General features: G+C 57.6%; 20 protein-coding genes. All 20 read right to left on the reverse strand.

What is annotated here, in order from left to right; all coding sequences use genetic code 11:
• Positions 1–45: 45 nt before the first annotated feature.
• A complete protein-coding gene (locus BBOH_RS03045; protein WP_033521200.1) occupies positions 46–912 on the reverse strand; it encodes an exodeoxyribonuclease III in 867 nt (288 codons plus the stop codon).
• A 56-nt stretch (positions 913–968) separates the two neighbouring features.
• On the reverse strand, positions 969–2,282 hold the full coding sequence (locus BBOH_RS03050; RefSeq protein WP_033521040.1) for an FHA domain-containing protein: 1,314 nt from the start codon (positions 2,280–2,282) through the stop codon (positions 969–971).
• Between the two features lie 167 nt (positions 2,283–2,449).
• The gene (locus BBOH_RS03055) at positions 2,450–2,734 is read right to left on the reverse strand and encodes a hypothetical protein (RefSeq protein ID WP_033521038.1); all 285 of its coding nucleotides are present in this window, start codon (positions 2,732–2,734) and stop codon (positions 2,450–2,452) included.
• 149 nt (positions 2,735–2,883) lie between these two features.
• On the reverse strand, positions 2,884–3,261 hold the full coding sequence (locus BBOH_RS08510; protein WP_074428465.1) for a DUF4176 domain-containing protein: 378 nt from the start codon (positions 3,259–3,261) through the stop codon (positions 2,884–2,886).
• Between the two features lie 98 nt (positions 3,262–3,359).
• Entirely contained in the window at positions 3,360–3,863 is a 504-nt protein-coding gene (locus BBOH_RS03065; protein ID WP_033521036.1) for a hypothetical protein, read from the reverse strand.
• 57 nt (positions 3,864–3,920) lie between these two features.
• Positions 3,921–4,817, reverse strand: a complete 897-nt coding sequence (locus tag BBOH_RS03070) for a hypothetical protein (RefSeq protein ID WP_044098096.1) — start codon at positions 4,815–4,817, stop codon at positions 3,921–3,923.
• Complete coding sequence (locus tag BBOH_RS03075; protein ID WP_156097522.1) at positions 4,810–6,162, reverse strand: hypothetical protein; 1,353 nt, start codon at positions 6,160–6,162, stop codon at positions 4,810–4,812. The genes BBOH_RS03070 and BBOH_RS03075 overlap by 8 nt, the downstream gene beginning before the upstream one ends.
• A gap of 6 nt (positions 6,163–6,168) precedes the next feature.
• Positions 6,169–6,519, reverse strand: coding sequence for a hypothetical protein (locus BBOH_RS03080; protein WP_033522630.1), 351 nt, complete (start codon positions 6,517–6,519; stop codon positions 6,169–6,171).
• Positions 6,520–6,699: 180 nt separating this feature from the next.
• Positions 6,700–7,335 carry a hypothetical protein gene (locus tag BBOH_RS03085; RefSeq protein ID WP_033522629.1) on the reverse strand — a complete coding sequence of 212 codons (636 nt, stop codon included), beginning with the start codon at positions 7,333–7,335 and terminating at the stop codon, positions 6,700–6,702.
• Positions 7,332–7,706: a hypothetical protein gene (locus BBOH_RS08750; protein ID WP_156097523.1), complete on the reverse strand. Its 375-nt coding sequence runs from the start codon at positions 7,704–7,706 to the stop codon at positions 7,332–7,334. The genes BBOH_RS03085 and BBOH_RS08750 overlap by 4 nt, the downstream gene beginning before the upstream one ends.
• A 403-nt stretch (positions 7,707–8,109) precedes the next feature.
• Complete coding sequence (locus tag BBOH_RS03095) at positions 8,110–8,325, reverse strand: hypothetical protein (protein WP_143242530.1); 216 nt, start codon at positions 8,323–8,325, stop codon at positions 8,110–8,112.
• A 95-nt stretch (positions 8,326–8,420) separates the two neighbouring features.
• The gene (locus BBOH_RS03100) at positions 8,421–9,272 is read right to left on the reverse strand and encodes a hypothetical protein (protein ID WP_044098099.1); all 852 of its coding nucleotides are present in this window, start codon (positions 9,270–9,272) and stop codon (positions 8,421–8,423) included.
• A complete protein-coding gene (locus BBOH_RS03105) occupies positions 9,265–10,617 on the reverse strand; it encodes a hypothetical protein (RefSeq protein ID WP_044098101.1) in 1,353 nt (450 codons plus the stop codon). The genes BBOH_RS03100 and BBOH_RS03105 overlap by 8 nt, the downstream gene beginning before the upstream one ends.
• 6 nt (positions 10,618–10,623) lie before the next feature.
• Complete coding sequence (locus BBOH_RS03110; RefSeq protein WP_033521262.1) at positions 10,624–11,088, reverse strand: hypothetical protein; 465 nt, start codon at positions 11,086–11,088, stop codon at positions 10,624–10,626.
• 118 nt (positions 11,089–11,206) lie between these two features.
• Entirely contained in the window at positions 11,207–11,674 is a 468-nt protein-coding gene (locus BBOH_RS03115; RefSeq protein WP_033521264.1) for a hypothetical protein, read from the reverse strand.
• Positions 11,675–11,723: 49 nt separating this feature from the next.
• On the reverse strand, positions 11,724–12,701 hold the full coding sequence (locus BBOH_RS03120) for a hypothetical protein (protein ID WP_033521265.1): 978 nt from the start codon (positions 12,699–12,701) through the stop codon (positions 11,724–11,726).
• Between the two features lie 11 nt (positions 12,702–12,712).
• Positions 12,713–14,143, reverse strand: a complete 1,431-nt coding sequence (locus tag BBOH_RS03125; RefSeq protein ID WP_033521266.1) for a hypothetical protein — start codon at positions 14,141–14,143, stop codon at positions 12,713–12,715.
• A gap of 4 nt (positions 14,144–14,147) precedes the next feature.
• On the reverse strand, positions 14,148–14,465 hold the full coding sequence (locus BBOH_RS03130; RefSeq protein WP_152595383.1) for a hypothetical protein: 318 nt from the start codon (positions 14,463–14,465) through the stop codon (positions 14,148–14,150).
• A gap of 146 nt (positions 14,466–14,611) precedes the next feature.
• Positions 14,612–19,303: a type VII secretion protein EssC gene (gene essC, locus BBOH_RS03135; protein ID WP_052118160.1), complete on the reverse strand. Its 4,692-nt coding sequence runs from the start codon at positions 19,301–19,303 to the stop codon at positions 14,612–14,614.
• 172 nt (positions 19,304–19,475) lie between these two features.
• On the reverse strand, positions 19,476–19,769 hold the full coding sequence (locus BBOH_RS03140; protein ID WP_033521269.1) for a WXG100 family type VII secretion target: 294 nt from the start codon (positions 19,767–19,769) through the stop codon (positions 19,476–19,478).
• Positions 19,770–19,796: the final 27 nt, after the last annotated feature.

Raw genomic sequence — 19,796 nt, forward strand, 5'->3', positions numbered from 1 at the left:
AAGGCATGGCGGAATGTCGATGGGAACCAGGACGACGACCCCTGTTTACAGGTCGTATACCACGCTCAGTGGAGCATGGTCGGACCACCGGGTTTCGTACGAGGAGGCGCGGTCGATGTCGAAGCCGACCGCCTTGGCCGCCAAGCCCGGCGTGGCCAGTTGATAGTCGATGCGCCAACCCACATTGTTGTCGAACGCTCGGCCGCGCTGGCTCCACCAAGTGTACGGCCCCTGCACCGGCCCGGCGAGACGACGCATCACGTCGACGAAGCCAAGGTCCTGCGAATCGAGCCATCTGTCGACATATGCGCGTTCCTCTGGCAGGAAGCCGGAATTCTTCTCATTGGCTTTGGCGTTCTTGATATCGAGCGGCGTGTGCGCGATGTTCATGTCCCCGCACAACAGGGCCTGGCGTCCGCCGTCGGCCGCGATGTCGCGCAACTGCGCCATGCGTTCCAGCATGCGGTCAAGGAAACGGTACTTTTGCGCCATTTTGTTCGGGTCGTCGGTGTTTCCGGCATGTACGTAGACGCTCGCCACCGTCAGTTCGGCACCGCCGGGCGCCGTGATGTCCGCCTCAATCCAGCGTCCCGAGTCAACGTCATCGGTCAGGTCCATCAAACCATAGCGCTTCTCGGTGATGGTGAGCGCGGAAAGCAAACCGACGCCGGCACGGCCTTTGATCCGGCAGACCTCGTTGAGGCAGTCGACGCCGTCGATGCCGTCGACTTTGCCCGAAGAAACATAGCCGGCCGCGAGCTGATCGAAAATCGGGTCGATCTCCTCCTGTGGGGCACGCACCTCCTGCATGCACCAGATGTCAGGGGTTTTCGCATCGGACCATTCGATCAGGCCTTTGCGTTTGGCGGCGCGAATTCCGTTGAGGTTGGATGTGGTGACAGTGATACTCATGAAGTAGACCTTACACCAGCGCATGCCCGCCATTGCGGACACGACGGTCATCCATGTCAACGTTCGATATGGAAGGTTTCGTCGGCGAGACGAAAACTCTCACCCAATGACACTTGCACGATCTCGCCCTGCGGCACCTTCATTCCACGCACCATGGTGCCGTTGGCGGAACCCAAATCGGTAACTCCGAATCCGCCGCCGCCCAAATCAGCCACTGTCGCGTGCCTGCGACTGATATTGGTGTTGCCGCGCACACAGATCGCGCAACTCGACGAACGACCGATGACCGCACTACTGGAAGCCGAATGCAGACGAGAACCGTCCTTCTCCCGTACCACGATGAAGCCGACAGGCGGAGAAACCGCCGGGCCCGCGAACCCTCCCGACATATCGACAGACGAAGCCATATTCAGCGGACCTGCCGAAACCGCAGCACCTTCAACAAAGGCAACCGACTCCGCCCCATGCGCCAGAGCCCCGGAAAGAGCCCGTGTGCCCAAAGGCTCGACAGACTGAACTGGTGAGTCCCTAGGCGGATAGCGCAGACTTGGAAGCGTTTGGGCGCAATCATCCGCATTCCCGCCGCCGGAAGCGGGATTGCCGTGAGGCTCCGCATCGGGTGAGAAAACGCTTTGAGCCACCTTAACAGAAACGCCACCAACCGGCGCCTGTTTCGGAGAGGGTCCGTTTTGAACCTGTGGCGAAGAGGATGTGGACGAAGCCGCAAACGGGTCAAACACCTCCTGCACGCTCTGTCCAGGCGCATTTCCGGACTGCCCGCCAGACTGAACGGACGGCCTGCCGCTGCTCACAGGAACCCCGAAGCTCCCTGAAAGCCACTGTCCGAACTCGAACGAGGAGAACACCGGGTGACGACGTACGAAATCCAGCGTCCTGCCGGCCAACTCGGCATCGCTCTGGAGAACAAAACGCACATTACCTCCTGCGAGATACTCCAGAAGCTGAAGTATCTGCATGCGCTGCGGGCTTGGTGGGGTTAGCGGCAGGCAGCAGAACACCATGCCCTCGTCGCGCACATACACGTTCTCGGGCTCGAAACGCAACATCTCGGTCGGCAACCCACTCAACGCGCAAAGTTCCCCAAGAGTCTGCACCGAGCGTAGCAGCGATATGTACTGCATGCCGGAGATCCCCATGCCCAAATACTCCGGCAGAGTCGGCAGACCGGTAATGTCGTAATACAACAGGGTTTTATGCTCCGTCGCCTCATACCGGAAAGGCAGCAGCACCGCCGACCGGGCGCCCACGAGCCACTCCGCACGCGAATAATCCAAGTTTTCGCCACGCGTGGTCCGCACCTGCAACGTTCGGGCACCCGTATGACGGTCCTTGGTCCTACGCTCCTTCATTTCGCACCCTCGCCATTCAACCAAATAATCGGGATGGGCTGGAATCAGCCGAAACAACGTCCATGGCAAACTCGGTCCGCACCACAACCGCAATACCGAGACCTGACGATTCCCACGAATCCGCTATTCGCATCACGCCCACTAGCCCACCATACCTCCAAGCGTGACTAGACAAGCACCAGCGGCGACCCATCGACCAGATCGCCTCGCGCCACCAACACGCCCACCAGCTCGTTCGGGGGCAGCAGCTGACCCGCGGGCACCCCGTCGCGACGCATCAGGTCCGCGCCACCCGAGTACGAGAACACACCCGGCTCACGCGACGCCAGCAGGCGGGCGACCATATCCGCCGCCGCCTCCACCGAAAGGCAGCAGGGCACACGCACCGAAGTCACCCTGCCCGAGGCCGGCAGCAACACCTCCACCAGCAACTTGCCATCCAACACACCCATCACAGACCACCTTCCGCATTAACAATGCAAATCCAGTACGACATCGAAACCATATGCCGATGAACGCGCTAGCGCATCGGCCAAGAAACCTCACCGGCGGGTCATCGGAATGTAGCCGAGGCACACAATACATGCCGAGATTCAGCCTCTCATGCCTCAGCCGACTTGGACTGATCATCTTCGTCCGCTTCATCGGTATCCTTATGCAAGTCTCCGCCACGACCCGCACGCTTGGCCTGCTCCTCATGAAATTCATCCTCGTGCTCCTTGAGCAGGTCGAGGTACTGGCCTCCCGCCACGTCCTGATAACCCAGGAAATACACACCATCGATGAAGTCCTTGTTGAAGAAGTAGTCCTTGGAGGCATCTGCCCTACCCTCCGGATACGGGTACCCCAAGTAATCCCAATACGTGCCGGTACCGGCCTCCTCCTGCATCTGCCCGGTCACCATCGTCAGACGCTCGCCGCCCTTCAGATGAACCAGCGAACCAATAGGAAGCCAACCATCATAATTAACTACAGCCATGACAACACTCCTTATGTTTATTGCTTATTCTTGCTTCTTTTGCTAATTATTTTTACAGAACCGAACCAGAGAGGCACGAAACGATACCGTTCCAACCACTATGAACCGGGCCGCAACCCGTCAAGCTTGGACTGGGTCGAACTGATTTGCCCATCGAGAGAATCCCTCCGAGCCTTGGCACTCACGACATCAGCTTCCGCTCCCTCGCGTTCGGACCTCAAATCACCCAACTGACCGTTCAGACGCTTAATCAGACTGTTGCACGCTGCACAGATACTGTCGATCGTACCGGCACTGTCAGATGAGATCTTCTCCACTCCGGACTGCGTCGACGACTCATCCATGCCTTTGTTCACCTCCTTCCCCGCCTTCACGAGGTCATCATGCACCTGCTTGCTCTTGGCCTTCAGATCGGCCAATTCGATATCACGGTACGACTTCGCCTTATTGATGGACTCCTGCATGGACTGGATCTCAGAGTTCAACGAAGAGACACGCTCCTCAGCCCACGACACATCATTCTGAGCGCCGGCCCGCAGCACCCTCAAACCGCCCAGCTCCGCGTTAAGTCTGAACTCGGCCAGTTCATCAAGCACATCCATAACCGCTCTCCTTTCCATATAGTCACAGCGATGAACAACACCGCGACAACACGAACCTCACTGAGCACCACCCACCTCAAGAGCCACTGCACCAGCCTCTTTGGCGTTTTGGGGGGTTGTGGTCTTCGCGGCGCTCCGCGCGCGTTCGCGGTTCAACCGCTCGCCCTGCTCAAGCCACTCCAGCTCCGGCCCCATCAACGCAAGACCCCGATCCGCCCACGAGCCACGCAACCGGCCAAGCCACGCCCACACACACGCCCGACGATACCGCCACCGCCCCGACCGCACCACACGCGCCACACGCCGCCGCACCACACGCGCGCCACCAGCACCATCCAGACACGAACGCGGCACGAAACCACCCGAACCATCCCAATCAGGACGGAACACCCAATTGACCCCCACCGAATTCCACAACGCCGAATCACGGCCCGCCGACCGCACCCCCATGAACAAAAACCGACGCGACAACACCGGACGACGCATCAACGCATACGGCAGACGCACCACCACGCCCGACGCCGTCACCTCCTCAAACCCATACCGGCACAACCACACCCGCACACCAACCTCCGACGCGCCCGCAGCCCCGCCATGATACTTCATGAACGCCGCCTCCTGCGCCCTGCGCGTCGTCAACGGCAACGGCGGCGCCACCAACAACAGAACAAAAAACAACCACAAGGCAATGAAAGCCAAAGAACACAACACATCGACCGCTCTCAACCTGCCATCATTGGCGAACCTCCGTGGATTCACCAACATCAAAAAACAAAGAACAGCATACGGAGTACAAAAGACGCACCCCACAAACCCCAGCACACGCATGTACCGGTCGTTCTCCGCATGGAACAACTCACGGAACCCATCCGAATCCACCGTGAACCCGAACGGACCCAACCACACACCAACTGAGCCGGCCGTCTCCCACAACGGCTTGTATTTGTCAGCCACGATTCTTACCTCCAAACCACTTGCCAAATTGATTCCTAACAGCATTTTTCGCATTCTTATACGAATCGGTTCCATGCACCCAGCTCACAATAGAGCCTACAGCCATGCCTCCGACTACTCCCACAACAGCTCCCAACGGACCGCCAACGGCGGCTCCGATGGCCGCCGATGCGGCATAATTGACCCCAATGTCGACCACATCAGCACTCACCTCAGTGACCACGGAAGCCCACTTGTCACCAGCATTTCCTGCAGTCAGGTGGTACGCGCCGTACGCATCGCTGCCAACACTGAACACCTGCAGCGCAGTACCGATTTCACCCAACCCCTTGGCCATGCCCTTGACCTCGCCCACCACGGCACCAGTCGATGCCTCTTCGTGAACCATTTCACCGATCTGCTTCCAAGTCGTACCCGACCCCGACTTGAGCTTTTCCACAAACCTTCTGGAGAAAGTAGCTTCGGCACTCTTCTGCCGCGAGGCGAGCAGATTATCCAATATTGTCTCTGCATCGTTCTTCGAAAGCTGCCAACCCCTTCCCTTGGCGAACTGCTTCGCGGACTTCAGTAACCTGTCCCCCAGTCCAGGATTGTCATCCGCCATCTCCGCAAGATCCATGGACATGATCAAATCCTTGAGAATCTTCTTGTCGTCATCGATTCCCTTCTTCATGTCCTTGGGCAAATTGACCCCTTTGAGAACAGAATCGAAGGTCTTCGCCGATGCCGAATCCATCATGGTCTTGTCAAGCAGAGGCCCAGCGAACTTGGCCGAATACTCATCGTCAAACTGTTGAATCGCAGCCCGGTACGTATCCCACGAGTCGCTCAACGAGTCGGCCGCCAACCGCTCAAACGAGATCTGGGTGCTCAGCATATTGAGATTCTGCCGCATAACCGACTGCTCCGGCCCGTTGCCCAAACCTGCGACACCATCCGCGGCAATCTTCCGGGCCTTGGCCAACGCACCGAACGAGTCGAGCACAGAGGACAGACACCGCCCACAGTCCGCACCGGTATCACAATAGACACGGTCACTGTCCGACGCGGTCGTACCCGCCGCCGACAGCACGTCGTCACGCTTTTGCGACAGTGCCGCCAGGTCCGAGGATGCCGACTCGCACGAATCGTGCAGGCCATCAAGCCCGTCATGCAAAGCGGTCAGGCCCGTCTGCAGCCTCACAAGCCTCTCTTCCTCGGAACGGACCCAATCTCCCCCGTTCATCAACAACGCCTGCCGACCGTGTTCCTGAACACTGTCAACTTGGCCGGAGAACGCATCGGTCGCTTTGGACAGCACCGCGACGATATCCGACAATTCGCTCTTCTTCGCCTCGAACACCATGACCACTTACCTCCCATCCCGAATGGCCGCCGCAGCGGCCGAGTCTGTATCCACAAGGTCCCTCACCGCGGAAGAGATGCCCGCGCCCTCGCCCCTGACAGAATCGGAGAAACCAGAAAGCAGCCTGCCTGCCTCATCAAGAATATCTCCGAGAGCCTTGAACGAATCGCCCTGGAACCGCCCCAAGAGATTACCCGCATTATGGAAATCCGCTGCGGTCTTGTCGATCTCGGAAGCCGTATCATCGAGCAAAGACACACCTTTCACGGTCGGCTCCTCTTCCACGGCAATCGCACCGGCATCGGGAACACCATTGGCCCCCGGATCCACACGCCACTGTTCAAAATTCACACCCATAGCTAATCTCTTTCCTCATCACCGTTGCTAAGCCTGGTTAGATAGCCAACGAACCATTTCAACAAAACCTGATACCATTAAAAGTAAGCCACCGGTCGACACCGCCCGTGCGGAGCACTCATGACAATTGGGAATTCAGTGAACGAATCTGACGGTCGACGTCATCCAACCGACTCTGCTTCAAAACCAGTGAGCGCTGTTTGTCATCATATTGGGACTCGTGGCCTCAGCCAAATCCAGTTCCTTCTGGCTGTCGCATTCAATCATCATCGGCTCACCGGCATACCGCCATAACGTGTCCAAACGCGTGCGATGCGAGAACGCGGCCCCCCATCCATCCGGCGCGCCCAGGTCCAACAACGCTATCCCCGGCTGGTCGGCCGCGAACACATGACACATCATAGTGGCGGAACCACTGCCAAAACACACGCAGAACGTACGCATGTCAGCAGCATCGGCGGCATCCGGCTCCACCCCGGCATCCGGGTCTCCGCCATCGGGAATTCTTCCATCCATCACATCGAACCGGCAGTCACGGATCGGATCGAGCAGATACGCCAACGCCCCGCAAGGCTCACCCCTGTCGTCGACCAACCCCAGCGGAGCCAAAGAGGCCACCATGTCCCGACGCATGCCGTCCAGCACCGCATCATTACCCACATAGCCCATCGGCACCTCCGAAGGCGGCACCGCGAACCTGCCATAGTCCGGACCGCCCAACAACACATACAACTGCTGGGCCGTGAAAGCCACACCACCGATGGCCTCCGCCGACCATCGACCGCCCATTTCCCGAACGACACCCACACCGCTCATAATCCCTCCTCCTCATGCGACACCGATACAGCCTCCGACGCCCTGGCGATACGCGAACGGCAATCATCCACGAAGCCGTCCACATCGGTCAACGCATCCAAACCGACCAATACGCAGCACCCAATCCCGCCAGCACTGACATACGACCAATACGGACCATTGAAACGAATACTGCCACGCGCCAACGAACCGGGACGCAACACCACGCACGAACGCGTGACCACCACCTTGTCGAACGCGGCCCAAGGCACGTCCTCGACCACCATCCGGCCGGCGGGCATACGCATCAAACGCACCCCATCGTCCATCACCACAAAACGACACGGCGTCAACACGCCCCCACGCTGCGCCGAATACAACGAGGGAAACATCGGCCCACCATAATCAAACCAATCCACCTCCGTCTGCACACGACCGGAAGTCACAAAATGTTTACGGAAACCCGGGAAACAAACACTTGCGACAAAGAAAAGCCCAGCAATCCCGAAAACGACCACAGCACATTTCAACGTAACCGTCAGAGTCGGGAAATCAGGTATGGCAAAAAACAGAAAAACACCAATAAAACACAAACACAACACACCAGCCAGTACGTCAACACCCCCCTTGCCATAAGCCTCGAAAGCGAAATCGGAGAACATAGAAGGCGATAAGGTGAATTCGTATACTTGTTCATTCTCAGATTCATGCGCTATCGGTTCACAGGTTATATCCGTGTATCCACATAACCCCAAACACTCACTCTGAGGAAAATCAGCCACAACTACCCCCTACCTAATTCTTCCAGCCAAACTTTTGAGATAACAAATCCGCACCCTTTCCGGCCAAATAGCCGCACGCGAATCCCAGAGCGACAGACGCCACGGGAGCAATGGGAGCGAATCGTGTGAAAGCCGAGGAGGCGCCTATGACCTCATCGGCATGATTGAACGCCACCTCGACGTCAAGACCGACCCCACCATCACGCCCACCGGCCGCATCCATCCCCATGCTCCCACCAAACCACCCTCACATCGCCATCGACAATCGAACACCGCCATACTAACCACAACGGTAATGCAAAGCAAACGGACGGGCAAGGGCGCTCACGCACGCGACGAACCCTCCGACCCACGCTGTTCACGCTCGCGGTTCAACCGCTCGCCCTGCTCAAGCCACTCCAACTCCGGACCCATCAACGCCAGGCCCCGGTCCGCCCACGCGCCACGCAACCGGCCAAGCCACGCCCACACACACGCCCGACGATACCGCCACCGCCCCGACCGCACCACACGCGCCACACGCCGCCGCACCACACGCGCGCCACCAGCACCATCCAGACACGAACGCGGCACGAAACCGCCCGAACCATCCCAATCAGGACGGAACACCCAATTGACCCCCACCGAATTCCACAACGCCGAATCACGGCCCGCCGACCGCACCCCCATGAACAAAAACCGACGCGACAACACCGGACGACGCATCAACGCATACGGCAGACGCACCACCACACCCGACGCCGTCACCTCCTCAAACCCATACCGGCACAACCACACCCGCACACCAACCTCCGACGCGCCCGCAGCCCCGCCATGATACTTCATGAACGCCGCCTCCTGCGCCCTGCGCGTCGTCAACGGCAACGGCGGCGCCACCAACAACAAAATAAAAAACAGACCAATCAAAAAACCACCAGTGACGCCCCAAAAATCAGACCTATTGATATGAGCCGAGGGGTCATGGGTAAAAAACGGTATATAAAACGTGACAACAGCCAGAGGCACAACCCATCCAGCACACACAGTGCCGATCAACCCCAACACACGCATGTACCGGTCATTCTCCGCATGGAACAACTCACGGAACCCATCCGAATCCACCGTAAAACCGAACGGACCCAACCACACATCATCGGAGCCGGTCGCAGGCAATAGCTTCTTATCATTATTAGTCATGATGTTTACCCCCGAACCACTTGTCAAACTGATTCCTTACAGTGTTCTTCCCAGACTTGTACCAATCCGTTTTTTTAAATTGGTCCCACACGAAGCCCACAGCCATGCCTCCAACTACTCCGACAACAGCCCCCAACGGACCACCAACGGCGGCTCCGATGGCCGCCGATGCGGCATAATTGACCCCAATGTCGACCACATCAGCACTCACCTCAGTGACCACGGAAGCCCACTTGTCACCAGCATTCCCTGCAGTCAGGTGGTACGCGCCGTACGCATCGCTGCCAACACTGAACACCTGCAGCGCAGTACCGATTTCACCCAACCCCTTGGCCATGCCCTTGACCTCGCCCACCACGGCACCAGTCGATGCCTCTTCGTGAACCATTTCACCGATCTGCTTCCAAGTCGTACCCGACCCCGACTTGAGCTTTTCCACAAACCTTCTGGAGAAAGTAGCTTCGGCACTCTTCTGCCGCGAGGCGAGCAGATTATCCAATATTGTCTCTGCATCGTTCTTCGAAAGCTGCCAACCCCTTCCCTTGGCGAACTGCTTCGCGGACTTCAGTAACCTGTCCCCCAGTCCAGGATTGTCATCCGCCATCTCCGCAAGATCCATGGACATGATCAAATCCTTGAGAATCTTCTTGTCGTCATCGATTCCCTTCTTCATGTCCTTGGGCAAATTGACCCCTTTGAGAACAGAATCGAAGGTCTTCGCCGATGCCGAATCCATCATGGTCTTGTCAAGCAGAGGCCCAGCGAACTTGGCCGAATACTCATCGTCAAACTGCCGGACTGCAGTCCGGTACTCGTCCCACGAAGTACTGAGCAGGTCGACCGTCATTTTTTCTGACAAGATCTGCTCGCTCAAAGCATCAAAATCCTGCTGCATAACCGACTGCTCCGGCCCGTTACCCAAACCTGCGACACCATCCGCGGCAATCTTCCGGGCCTTGGACAACGCACCGAACGAGTCGAGCACCGCGGACAGGCACCGCCCACAGTTCGCACAGGTATCGCAATAGACACGGTCATAGTCCGATGCGGTCGTCCCGACCACCGACAGCACGTCGTCACGCTTTTGCGACAGTACCGCCAGGTCCCAAGATGCCGACTCGCATGAATCATGCAAGCAATCAAGACCGTCATGTAAAGCGGTCAGGCCCGTCTGTAGCTTCACAAGCCTCTCTTCCTCGGAACGGACCCAATCTCCCTTGTTCTTCAACAGCGCCTGCCGACCATGTCTCTGCACGTCGGCAACTTGGCCGGAGAACGAATCGGTGGCTTTGGACAGCACCGTGACGATATTCGACAATTCGCTCTTCTTCGCTTCAAACACCATGGCCTCTCACCTCCCTTCCCGAATAGCCGCCGCGGCATCTGCGTCCGTTTTCACAAGGTCCTTCACCGCAGTAGAGATGCCCGAACCCTCGCCCCTAACGGATTCGGAGAAACCGGAAAGCAATCTGCCTGCCTCATCAAGAATATCCCAGAGAGCTTTGAATGAATCGCCTTGGAACTGCCCCAGTGGATTACCTGCATTATGGAAATTCGTCGCGGTCTTGTCGATTTCGGAAGCCGTATCATTAAGCAAAGACACACCTTTTCTGGTCGGCTCCTCTTTCACGGCAATCGTACCGACAGCAGAAGGTCCGCCGGCAGACAAGCCCCGCGACTCACGGTCCACCAATCCCAACCGTTGAGGAGGCAGAACTGTATTTACCTGACCATCCCCTGTAGCCTGCGCACCCAATCCCGCATTGACTACACCGGATTCTGCCTTAGCGCTCCACTGTTCAAAATTCACACCCATAGCTGATCGCTTTCTTCATCACCGTTGCTAAGCCTGGTTAGATAGCCAACGAACCATTTCAACAAAACCTGATACCATTAAAAGTAAGCCACCGGTCGACACCGCCCGTGCGGAGCACTCATGACAATTGGGAATTCAGTGAACGAATCTGACGGTCGACGTCATCCAACTGACTCTGCTTCAAAACCAGTGAGCGCTGTTTGTCATCATATTGGGACTGTAGTCCACTCAGTTCACGGTTCAGCCTTGAAATCAATCTGTTGCAAGCATTCTTCGCATCTCCGATGTACCCCGCATTGGAATTGTTGATTCTCAGCACCCCGAATTTCGCCCCAAGCTCCTGCGTGCCAGTCACGAGGTCGGCACCCAAGTGCCGCAACGCAGCCTGCACGTCATCATCACGACACGAAAGCTCCGACAATGTCACGTCACGAAAACGCTCCACGGCCGCGATCTCCTCCCTCTTCGCGGAAATCGACGACGACAACGACGCAAGCGTGCCCCTATAGCCATCAACACTCTGCAACAGCGCGGCACGTCGGTCATGCAACCCATCCAACTCCTCTTGAATCCCCACATCACCCATGTTCAATCCTCTCATCCTGGCAATCCGCAAACAACGACAACGTGCGCGCTCACACGCCCGGCCGTTTCGGACCACGATCACCCCCACGGGCCCGGGCACGGAACCGCACCAACACCCCGGCCAGCCAACCCGCGAACGCCTGCAACCACGGATGCAACGCACGCACCGGCACCACACGCTCCCGGCCCTCACGCACCGAACCCGACTCCCACGCCGCGTCACACGCCTCACGCACATCCCACATCTCCGACATCCACCCGCCCAACGGGCCGGCCAGACGCCGCACCTCATCCCACGACCGCGGCCCGTCCGACCACCAACGCTGCACACGACGCACCCGACGCCAACGCCGCCGGTCCTGCCGGATCAACGCCCGCACACGCCGCGACGCCGCCCGCCGGTCACCCACCACCGAAAGCGGCACCGGCACGCACAGGCCGTTCCAATCCTTACGGAACGCGGCGTCCGCCTCGAACACCGAATTCCACCAATACGACGTGCGCTTCCAGTCACGGAACAGCAACACCATGAAACCGTCCGTGAACACCGGACGACGCATCAACGCGAACGGGATACGCACCATGCCCCCGTCCGCCGTCACCTCCTGCGCGCCGAACCGGCACACCGACACCGTCACCGTCACCTCCAACCCGCACGGGTTCACCTCCTCCCGACGCGCCAGACGCGACCCCTGCGAAATGAAAAACGGCCGAGGCGACAACTTCAACGGCAACGGCGGACACACCGCAAGCCATGCGAATCCACACTCGATGAACAGCAATACCATCATCGCAGGGAAAACAGACCAAGACTCCTTCCCCCTGAACAAGTCAATACAGTAAAACACGATCATGGGCACGTAAATAAGGGCCGTCCACACTCCATACATCCCGATCTTGCGCGCGAATCCGTCGCCCTCTGCGTGACACACCTGCTTGAACTCATCCAACCCCAACACCACGTCACACGGCCCGAACAACACCCGACGCCCCTCGACCTCATCAGGACCATCAGCAATCCTACCCATCACGTCACCTCCTATACCCCGGCCTGGCGCAACATACCCGCCAGACCATCCTCGACCGCCTTCTCACCACTCTTATAACGGTCAGTATCCTTGACCCGGCCCAATATCATCCCTGCCCCAGCACCGGCAACAGCGCCCAGCAAAACGTTATCTCCAGTTATAAAAGTCACGCCCTTTACAACACCGGCCGTTATTCCTATTTCAATTAGATCGGACACTCCTACGGTTATCGAAGCCGCCACTTTCTGAGCGTTGTCCCCCTGCGTATACACATAGGAGTTGTACACATCACATACCGTCCCTACCACGGTAAGGACCGAGCCGGCCGCATCCGCGCCCTGAAGCACAGCTTTGCCCGCCCCTTTGATCGCCCCGAGCTTTCCACCCTCCTTGAACGCATCACCGACCTCCTTCCACCCGGGCGCGGTAAACCTTCCATCCTCGTACTTGAATCCGAAATGGTCCAAAACGGAATTCGAGGCCTTTCCTAGAAAACCACCCAAGCTGCCCCCACCCTTCACAGGTGCATGCTCAGCCTTGGGATGGTCAAGAGCCTGCCATGTCTTATGCTTTTGCACAACCTTCAGGGTGTCTTTGACCAAACGCTTCCATTCGACCTCCTTCCATGGAACCTTGCCCTTGGCATAGGCAATCAACTGGTCGACGATCACGTCATCGCCGTAATCGTCACGCAACTGCTTGGCTATACCTGCGTCCAGGACCATAAGTCTGGCAAGCCATTCGATAGAATCCTTGGCGTCCTCCTTGTTCTTGACCGACGCGATACGCTCAAGCACCATACGATTGATCTCATCCCTGGCGGCACCCATCGACTTCTCATCGACCAACGGCTTGGCGAACTCAGCCGAATACTTCGTCTCGAACGCATCCACGGCATCAACGAAAGCAACCCAGCGTGAGGAGATGGAATCGACACACTGTATCTGCGACAACACATCATTCCCCAAGCGATTCAACGCAGAAGCAATGTCATTACGCTCCGAGCCCGCCACCAACGAACCCACGGCGCCGTCAGCTCGGTTCACGGAGCCATGGAACGCACGTAGCGAGGTCACCACGTCATCGGCCGCCCCCTTGCAGCCGGCCCCGGATTCACAGACGACTTCATCTCTCTCCGAAGCGCTGGTACCAGCCGCCTCCAACAGGCCATCCCTGCGCGACACAAGGGTGCCCTTAAGCTCCTCCACAGCGCCCGAACACTGCTTCTGCAAGCGATTGATCCCCTCCAGAGAGGCATCCATGCCCGTCTGCAACGTCATGAACTTCTGCGCAGCAGCATCGGCCCAAGCGCCGTTGTTCCCCTCCAACGACTTCTTGTTCTGGGCCTTGGCGACCTCCACATCGGCCTCCAACCTGTCACACGTCGACTTCAACGCAGCATCGACATCCTCCAACCAGGAAATACGAGCACTGAACGTCATAGAATCACCTACCATCCATCTTCGCGGCGGCCTCTTTGTCAGCCGCGACCAGACCATCCACTGCCGACACCAAATCCTTAGACTGCCCGCCAACCTTTTCCGACATCGATTCGATATTGCTGACGGCCTCCTCGATCGCACCCCTCAATTTATCGAACGCCAAACCAGCAATGAGATTCAACCCATCCGTGGAGGCTTGGGTATCCTGGGCGACGGACTCCATATCCTTACCAACATCCGCCAACGCATCGGCTGCGCTTTTCGTGCTCTCTATCTGGACATTGATGGGCTGGGCGACCGGCTTGGAACCACTAGATTGCAAAGCACATAAAGGACTAACGGGAGCAGCGAACGGACTGCTGGGAGGAGTAGCGAATGGACTGGCGGGACCACCGAGCGGAGCACTGGCTGACCTTTCTGGCGGTACCTGACAAGCCCCTGTTCCCCATTGCTCCAAAAACAAGTCTTTCATGATTTCACCGACCTTCCTTTTCCACCGTTTTCTCCTTGCTCCTGCTTACCATCAGGCTCAATAAGTCGCATAAGCGTATTACGTCCAGTGCCATGCATTACGCCATCGTGGGGACCCATCGGCCTCTTGAACGGCTCGGCTACATTTGTATGCGGAAACACTGTCTCACTGGTAAAGCCGTCACCAATCCACAAGCCGTTCGGATTGGCCGTCACCGCCTTAAACCACGAGTCGAATACACCACGCAAACGCCACGACTCACTTGCCAAAATCATCACCGCCGCTCCTTTATACCGCTCACTTTCAAGGAACGCCTTGAAGCCATCAGAGACCGATCCGGTCAGTCCAACCATGAGCTGTACGACAGATGGAATGACAATCACATCCGCATGAAGACGCCCCGAAAGCATACCCTCGATCCATTCGGCGATTTCATCATTTTGACCAAGCACACGACTGTCCTCAACCCCGGAAAAAATACCAGTCGCATCCAAAACCACATAATTGCGTTTTTGCACAAGAAGAACCTCACGGATTCCTTCAAGCCAACCATAAAGCGCATCACCATCATCAGAAGAAACGATCATGGCGTTGCGCGATCCATCGAACTCGACAGGGAAGGCGCCTTCCTTGGCATATCCAACAGGAATCGAACGAGCATCATATCCCTCGCCAGTGTTGAACATCGACGGCACCACATGCCTCGGTAGGACGGGGATTTGCTTGGCACACGTGCCTCCCCATCCAGCAGCGAGCGAACCGCAGAAGTCCCGCACCGCCTGAACCTCACCGCTAGGATCCGCACAGAGACTCGCCCCCTGATAGACAGTCACACCCTTGCCGTTTTGGAACACACCTGCGAGAAAACCCTTAGGCGGCGTTACTCCATGCATGCCGTTGAGCACGCTGTTATAATCGTCGTTGTTGCTGAACGAAGTAACCAGTGTACGTCCCATGGACGCACGTAACCGCATGTTAACCTGACTCCACAAGCTTGCCGTGATAATCAGATGAATGCCATATCTGGGCGCATCACGAGCCAATGTATTCAAACGGTCAACGTACTTCTCATACCCCTCGTTGAACGCCGCTATATCCGCCAAAACGACAACGATACGAGGGACCGGATCTCGATCTTCAGCCGGCAGCCCATTGTAAGACTCGTAGCTGCCGCCACTTCGTGAGAAGAGCCGCCGCCGATGCGCTATCTCCTGTTCCAACAGTAGGAACAAATTATCCACACGCTCGGAATCTTCCACCAACACGACACCACCTACATGCGGCGCCTTACTGAGCGCCGACAACGAGCCAGCCCCCATATCCCATACGTATACATTCAGCTCATCAGGCGTATACTCAGCCATCAGTGAGCACACCATCGACATGGCCAACGACTCAACTCCCGAAGTCGGAGTACCATATAGCGCAACATTCCCAGCCTCAGCCACATCTACGGAAAACACATCCTGCCGCTGATGCTCGGGATCATCCAATTCACCCACCACCGCAGTCAAACCAGCATGATCAGCACGAAAATCAAACTTCTGTCGAAGATCATCCAACAGTACACGTTCGGGCAGAGGCTCCAGCCATAGTGGGCGAGCCGACTTGTTCACCGCTCGTGCCACCTCGCACACTTGCTCCAGCACCGCATTCAGCTCGGAGATACCACCGGAGCGACCCGCCGAGGGCGGCCGCAACCGGGAAACCGCACCCCCGTCCAAGCCCACCAGCTCTACCGACACGTCACGTTTGGGCTCGTAGACGTCCCGCTCTGTATACGTGCCTCCCGCATAGGCGGCCTGCCCACCGGTGAACAGCTCGTCGTACCCCACCAGCAGGTAGAATTCGCCCGGACGAGTCAGCGCCGCGGCATCCGTACGCCGTATCATCTCACGACTGTCGGCAGCATCCGCGACCTTCAGGCACACCCTGAACCGCGCGTTGCTCGCAATCTGATCCGAAACCACACCAGTCGGCTTCTGCGTGGCCAGTACCAGATGCACCCCCAGCGAGCGACCGATACGCGCAGCACTGACCAACTCGTCAAGGAACGTCGGCTCCTGTTGCTTGAGCTCAGCGAACTCGTCCGCCACCACGAACAGATGCGGGCACGGCTCGGAAAGCACGCCCTGACGGAAGTACGAGATGTACTTGCCGATATCCATGGTCGCCTCGCCCGTGGCCTCGCACGCCTTGTTGAACAACGCCTGCCGACGTTTGAGTTCGCTCTTAATCGACACCATGCTACGTGCCACGGCCGCACCATCGAGGTTCGTAATCGTGCCTGCCAGATGTGGCAGCCGCAGACGGGCGTTGTCAAACGCCCCCGCCAAACCGCCGCCCTTGTAGTCGATGAGCACGAAGGCCACCTCATCGGGCGAATAGTTCAACGCCATGGAAAGCACCCACGTGATGATGAACTCCGATTTGCCGGAACCGGTAGTGCCTGCAATCAAACCGTGTGGACCATGCGCTTCCTCGTGCAGGTCGAGCGAAACCGGCTCCCCTTTTGCACCGATGCCCACCTGGGCCGCCAATGAACGTGAGGAGTCATGCTCCTTCCAACGGTCCGCTATATTCAGCTGCAGTACATTCCCTTTTTGGAACATCTCCATGAATCCCAATGACTCCGGCATGGCCCCCTCGGACCGGCCTGTCGCAAGTCGCGCATGAGCGAGCGCAAGCACGAACCGTTCGATGCCCGCCGCGGACAACAGTATGTCCGGCTGGAAGATTCGCTCGCTGCCTCCCACATCGCTCCTATCGAACATACGCGAAGGACCGGCAAGCACGCCTCGCGTACCAAGCGCGTAGTCAGCTTTGGCTGCCTGACTTGAATCCGGCGGAGCAAGCTCTATGACCTGCGAACATTCTCGCGGCAAATCCCTGAGATCATCGCCCAGGAACAGTACGCAGAAGCCCTTGTTCTCTTCAAGATTGCCCAGCTTCGACACAGACGATGAGGCAGCCGCCAGCTCACGATTCGCACACACCACCACGTAGAATGGTATGCACGCCTTGCCTGCGTCTCCTCGGACCCCGTCACGTTCCGCAAGTGCCTTACTGAGCATGGAGTCGAGCCCCAACAGTTCGGCTTGGTCACTTGCCAGATAGCGCATCTTTCCGTCGTCGCTGCGCGCATGCGGCACATCCTTCAGGAATGCCCACTGAGCCTGGTCGGCAGGATCCACGATGGCGACGATCTTCACTTCGTTGTAACCGTAAAAGCTACACGTCTGGGCAAGCAGACCCCTCACAAAGTCCCATACGACAGGCCTGGCCCCCACCACGCCCAGCGTACCGGGGCCGGCCAAGTCCACCGCCACCGGCGCCTGCATCATGGTCGGTTTGTCGGCCAACGCCTCGGCTTGCTCCAACAAAGCGTCGTTCTCCATACTGAACCTGCGTTGCGGGGCCTGTACCTGAGCCTCCACACGCTGCTCCCCCATTCCCACCCTCAGCTGCAGAAAGTCGGCCTGTGTGGCGTTTCTGTCCATCAGATGCGGCGAAAGGTCATAGGCGCGCTGCAATACATTCTGTAGCGGAGGCCTGTTCTCATTGAGAATCGAGGACTGCCTATCACGTTCCTCAAGCAGCTTCGCCGTGATTGAATTCAGATAATCCGTATATTTGTCCTGACGGCGACGCTCCTTGGTTTCCTCTACCTTCTTGGTATACCGTTTGCTAATCATGGGCCAGATAAGCGTGCCCCCGACCATGGCCACCGCCATGGCCAAAGACGGAGCCGCCGACAACACGTTGCCTCCCCGAGAAAGGTTCGACACTGCGGAAATAGCCATGAACACGGAGCCTATGCCCATCAGGAAGGAAGGGCCGAGCTGCATCAGCGCAGGCTGCTCCTCTCTTTTCATGGCTTGTGGCGGTTCATCGACATGGAACGCCTTGACATGCACCGTATGCATCAGGCGCGGAGCGGGGTAGAAAGGCTTGGCCTCTTCCACATCATCTGCTTGCGCTGCCGGAGGGGAGGCAGCCAGGATGCTCTCATGGGAAACCATGTGCCAAGCCGGCGACTGTGCCAGCCGCACACCCTGTGGATTGTTCAATGAGATGAAACGTAACCCGACCGTAAAAATCAGATCCATGATCTGCACCAGGTCCCCAGCGTTCAGATGAACCGGACGGCCGGACGTTAGCCTGACTCCGTTGATGAACGTACCGTTGACACTGCCGTTGTCCACTATTGAGAATTCCGCGTCACGATAGCTCAACACGGCATGATGCTCGGAAACGAACGGAAGGCTATAAACCAGCGCGCTGCTTCCGTCACGCCCTATGGTCATGTCGGCATCGGAGGAAAAAGCGATTTTGCGGAACTCTCGTGCGCCAGCCGTAGAAGGACGGATAAACAACAGCGATGCAACACCGGGATTGCCCGACTGTCCAGACGAATGCGTTGACTCGGTACGCAATGTGAGCACATGCCCTTCCGAAACACCATGCATGTCATACGAATCAATGATGCCCGACTCATCAAACAACCTTGATCCGCATCCGGCACAAAGCCGCATATGCTCACCGTCAATATGAACATCAGCACAAGGATAGCCGGGGCCGCTCTCACTGAAAGCGAGATGGCTGACTCCCAAAGACTCCTGCGAAAGCGCAAAATTCTCAAGTCGTTGTGCATCAATCATCGTGACCGTGTACGCGTCTACCGACATGATTCGACCTCCGACTACAATCAATAAATCCTGTGTATCAAACTATTCTGGCTTCAGCCAACAGGGACCTGACGAATCTTCCAATCCAACGGGCCACAACCGATAAACACCAACTTCCGATGGCCGGCGACAGAACGAATCCACGCCGGCCGTCGAAAGTGTTCAACAAACATCAGCCACGGAACTGGGAGGCGATGTTCTGGTCGGTCTCCTCCAAGGACTGAGCCGTGTTGCGCAGACTTGTGGCGATGTCGTTAATCAATTGCTCGGCCTGCACGAAACTCGGGCGAAGCTCGCCAAAACGAGAGGCATATGCCTGGCTGGAGGCGCCCTCCCACTCCTCCTGCAGCTCCTGCAGCAAGGTATCCATGCGACTGATCACTTCACCGACATTGGACGCCTCGCGGTCGTACTCTCCAGCACGGCTACGCATCTGTTCCGGTGTAATCCGAATCTGTCCTGCCATGGTTGCTTCCTTTCACTTCCCTTCTTC

The organism is Bifidobacterium bohemicum DSM 22767 (genome assembly GCF_000741525.1).
In the GTDB taxonomy this organism is placed as follows: domain Bacteria; phylum Actinomycetota; class Actinomycetes; order Actinomycetales; family Bifidobacteriaceae; genus Bifidobacterium; species Bifidobacterium bohemicum.